The sequence below is a fragment of the Streptomyces deserti genome (assembly GCF_054782695.1).
Genome location: NZ_BAAGRZ010000086.1, coordinates 1 through 3,997 on the forward strand (window position 1 = coordinate 1; position 3,997 = coordinate 3,997).

The window sequence follows — 3,997 nt, forward strand, 5'->3', positions numbered from 1 at the left end:
GCTTCCCCGACGCGGACACCTCCAAGCTGCAACACCCCGACGTCGTCGCCGATGCGGTGCTGTGCGCCCTGTCCCTACGCCCCACCAGCGTCATGCCAGAAGTGGTCGTCGTGCCCCGCAACGAGCCGTCCTGGCCGTGACCGCCCGTTGCAGTCCCTGGCGTGGCTGGCTGGCTGGCTTCTTCAGCAGGTGGGTTCGTGTAGCTCCGCGCCGCTCGGGTCGTCGTTCCTGCGGCTGCTCGCCCTCCGTGCCCGGCGCACGCGTAGTGGATGTCACGCGGGCGACTCGATGTCCGCTTCGGCGACTTGATCATCGCCCAAACCCCGGTATCGCCGTCATGAGTGCTTCTGATCGGGTCGGCGGTGACTATGGCCGTTTAAGGTTCTGCATCTGGTGCAGCGGCGGCCGATGCGACAGGCGGTCAGCGCCCGCGGATGGCGCTCCTCATGGTGCCTGGCCTTACGGCGTGCCGCGCGAGCAGCCCCTGCGGCCATGGCGGTAGTAGCCCGGCTCGGCCAGGTGACACGACAGCATGGCGGAACCGCCGCCGGTGCGGACGAGGAGGTCGTGTCCTGTGGACTGGCTGGTCACGCTGACCGGTGCTGCCCTCGTGCTGCTCATCTTGCGGGACGTCTTCCACACACTGTGGCACCCGACCCGTCACGGGGGCCTGAGCCGCACTGTCATGACGGGGTTGTGGCACCTGTTCTCCCGCGGCCGTGCGTTGCGAGGGGCGGCGGGGCTAGTGGGGCCGTTCGGCCTGGTGAGCGTGGTGGTGATGTGGGCCGGCGGAGTGTCCATCGGTTGGGCTCTGGTGTACTGGCCGCACATGCCGGAGGCCTTCACGTTCTCCAGCAGGCTGGATCCGGCCGAGCACTCCGGGCCGGTTGAGGCCCTTTACGTCTCCTTGGTGATGGTCGCCACCCTCGGCCTGGGGGACATCGCGCCTACGGAGGGCTGGCTGCGCATCGTCGCACCTCTCCAAGCCATGGTCGGGTTCGCGCTGCTGACCGCCACCGTCTCCTGGGTCCTCGGCATCTATCCTGCACTGGCGCGGCGCCGTGCACTGGCGCTGCGTATTCACCATCTGCGCCGCGCAGGCCTTACGCCCCAGCACCTGGACTCCGGCACCGGGGCCTCCATGCTGGACGGGCTGGCCTGCGAGATCGCCCGCGTCTGCGTGGACTTCACCCAGTACCCCGAGTCGTACTACTTCCACGACGGCCCCGGCGACACCTCATTGCCCCGCACCATCCACTTCGCCTCCGCATGGGCAGAACAAGCGCAACAGTCCGAGCAGGCGGGTATCCGGCTCGCGGCGTCCGTCCTCGCGGCAGCGCTCGACGACCTCGCCGCCGTACTCGACGAGAGGTTCCTTCACACAGGACAGTCCCGGCAGCAGATTCTCGCCGCGTACGCCGACGACCACGGCCCCCACTGACGTGGCGCACCGACAACCGAGTTCACCTCGTCCGTCGCTGAGCCGAAGACCGCACTACAGTCCCCGAGCCCAGCAGGCCGGCGTCACGGTTCTTCGTCCGAGACTTCGCGTTCAGCGTGGGAACAGACGGCACAGAGCAGGTTCCGGGCTGAAGGATCATGGGTGGCTTTGCCCATGCCAACCACTTCGTGGACCTCTTTTCGTTCCTCGCGCACGTGCTCCCCACAAACCGCGGCGCCGCACGAGCGGCACACGGCTACAGCCGTCGTCGTACGATCCAGGGCGAGACAGTCATAGCACTGCATGGCCACTCCCGAGGTCTGCTGCCCCCCATCGTTCCTTGCTGGGTTCCACGGCAGATGGTCGAAAAACGCGCCCGGCTCGCCAGGGCCCAGGTCAGTGCGCCCGGCTCGCCAGGGCCCACGTCAGACCCCGCGCTGGGACCAGAAACCGGATTGAGAAGGTGGTATCCATTCGCCCCGATTGCGGCCCGGGGGGAGGTTTACTCCGCGGGCCGCAAGGGGAGTGTGGGCCAGTTGAGCAGGCGCGCTCCGAGGGTGGCGGTCTGTAGGGTGTAACGCTGGTCTGGAAGGGCGGGGTCGTAACCCGTCAGGGTACGGATGCGGGCCATTCGGTAGGCCACCGCCCGGACGCTGAGGCCGAGTCGTCGTGCACTGACGGTGTTGGCGCAGCCGCTGTCGGAGTACGTCGTCAGCGTCTGCAGGAGCGGGCCTGGCTCGCCTCGGGCCTGCTCCAGGCTTCCGAGCACCGTGGCCACCAGATCGGTGATCGCCGCCCTGTCCCGCCCCAGCACCTGAAACACCAGCAAGTCGGATGCGGGATCACGGGTCGGTCCACGCCGAGCCGGTCGGCGAGGTCGAAGGTCTCGCGGGCTTCGCGGTAGGAGCGGACGACACCGTTCGCCCCTGGCCGTGGGCGGCTGACGGCGATCTGCGGGTGTCGGGCCGCCGAACGCAGGACATGCTCGGCGAAGTGTTCCTGTCCCAGTTTCCCCGCCTGTTCACCCACGCCGGTGGGAAGGGGAACCGCAGCGCCGGCCTGCTGGCCGCCGAGGGCATCGGCGGCCGCGACTCCTGCGATGTCATGACCATCCGCACCGAATACCCCTACCAGACATTTGACCTGGTCCCGGAGAACGCCGAACGCCCGGCCTACTGCCTGTGGGCCGCATACGTGCCCGAGGACGCCGAGTGCCCGAGGACGCCGAGCCGCACATGTCACTCTTTATCAGCGTCTCCAACGGCACCCCTCGGGCCCGGTGACACCACCCCCCAGGTCATGCCTTCGACAGGGGGGAACAGCCATGCCGGGCCCGGAGGCCAGCGGCCCTCTTGCAGGACCGCGAAGAACATAACGGGGGGGCGTGGAGCTGGCCCGACCGGTGCTGCGAACACCGGCCTTGCTCGATGACCCATCGATTGATCCATCGGGAAGGTACGCCTCCTTCCGTCAGGGTGATCCACAACGATTGAGCATTGCTCCCCTTCCCCGTGAGAGCTGAGCTCGCAGGCGCGGGCGCCGATCATCTGTCCTCACCAGTGCCCACGGCCCGCCAGCGTCCGGCGCACATGATCCTTCCCGGCCCTCTGCGCAGCCTGTGGGAGCCGTGCCCGGGAGGCCGCCTTCGAACGCTTCCAGGAGCTGGGTTTCGCGTCGTTCCCGTCCCGAGCTCTGCCCTCAGGGGGGAATGGAATTGCGCGGGATCACCAGCGTTCTGCTACCAGCTGCAATGTCGCCGGCGTCGGCGACACACCATTGCTGTCGCTGTTTCGGGCGAAATCCGCGCTGCTCCTACGGTGAGGGCATATAGATCCTCCTACCCTCTTGTCGCACTGGGGTCGTCCAAGATTGTGTGGCTGCCCTTCTGAGGTTGACCACCCCGAGGAGTTCCATGGTGCAGGCACGGGCTGGTCGAGGCGGTTCGATGACCTCCGTCCGCATCGGCCGGCTGAAAAGAGCAGGGGCGGGCAATGCCCTGTATGTGGGCTTGGCGGTTGCCGCGGTCGGGGGAGTACTCGTGGCGGCGGCCGCGTTGCTGAGAGCCGGCGCAGGAGTACCGGCCGCGCACGCTCTGGCTGCGCTTTCCCTGCTTGCCAGGGCCCGGAGGGCAATGGGACGGGTGCGCCTTCGCCTGAGGCTGCTCGCTGTCTCACTGGTTTCAGGCGGCCTTCACCATCTGGTGGTGGAGCAGACTCCTTCATCTCCAGCACGGTCTGCCGGTGTTCTTCATTCGGTAGCCGGACTGCTGGCTCCTGCCGGGATCGCCATGTGTCTGGCGCTGGGGATCGCCGGGCTCGTTCTCGCAGCTACGGATAGCGGCACGCCTCTGGTCTGGTTACGGAGGCTGCTGGATGCCTGGTTGATCGCAGGGTCGCTGCTCGCCTTGGACTGGGCGTTGCTGTTGCATCGCGCTGACCAGGGCAGTCACATGTGGTCATTGAACCGCCCCGTGTCAGGTAGAGACTCGATTCCGTGAAAGGATTGAGTCATGGCACGACCCTCCCGTTACCCGCTTGAGCTGCGCCGTCGCGCGGT

Annotated in this window: 4 protein-coding genes and 1 pseudogene; 2 read left to right on the forward strand and 3 right to left on the reverse strand. The window is 67.5% G+C overall.

Annotation, left to right across the window (positions count from 1 at the left end):
* Positions 1-574: 574 nt before the first annotated feature.
* Positions 575-1,441, forward strand: coding sequence for an ion channel (locus ACYVMZ_RS39085; RefSeq protein ID WP_461088047.1), 867 nt, complete (start codon positions 575-577; stop codon positions 1,439-1,441).
* An 83-nt stretch (positions 1,442-1,524) separates the two neighbouring features.
* Here the strand turns inward: ACYVMZ_RS39085 and ACYVMZ_RS39090 are convergent, their stop codons facing one another.
* From ACYVMZ_RS39090 to ACYVMZ_RS39100, 3 genes are all read right to left on the reverse strand, one after another.
* On the reverse strand, positions 1,525-1,746 hold the full coding sequence (locus ACYVMZ_RS39090) for a DUF2180 family protein (RefSeq protein WP_461088049.1): 222 nt from the start codon (positions 1,744-1,746) through the stop codon (positions 1,525-1,527).
* 197 nt (positions 1,747-1,943) lie between these two features.
* Complete coding sequence (locus ACYVMZ_RS39095) at positions 1,944-2,264, reverse strand: helix-turn-helix domain-containing protein (RefSeq protein WP_461088051.1); 321 nt, start codon at positions 2,262-2,264, stop codon at positions 1,944-1,946.
* On the reverse strand, positions 2,153-2,470 hold the full coding sequence (locus ACYVMZ_RS39100; protein ID WP_461088053.1) for a hypothetical protein: 318 nt from the start codon (positions 2,468-2,470) through the stop codon (positions 2,153-2,155). The genes ACYVMZ_RS39095 and ACYVMZ_RS39100 overlap by 112 nt, the downstream gene beginning before the upstream one ends.
* Between ACYVMZ_RS39100 and ACYVMZ_RS39105 the strand changes: the two are divergent.
* Positions 2,459-2,686, forward strand: a pseudogene (locus tag ACYVMZ_RS39105) (aromatic ring-hydroxylating dioxygenase subunit alpha); the annotation flags it as partial. The gene ACYVMZ_RS39100 and the pseudogene ACYVMZ_RS39105 sit on opposite strands and share 12 nt — an antisense overlap.
* Between the last annotated feature and the right edge of the window lie 1,311 nt (positions 2,687-3,997).

Coding starts and splice junctions, on each gene's coding strand:
- ACYVMZ_RS39090 (WP_461088049.1), bottom strand. CDS start 1,746: ATGCAGTGCTATGACTGTCTCGCCCTGGATCGTACGACGACGGCTGTA.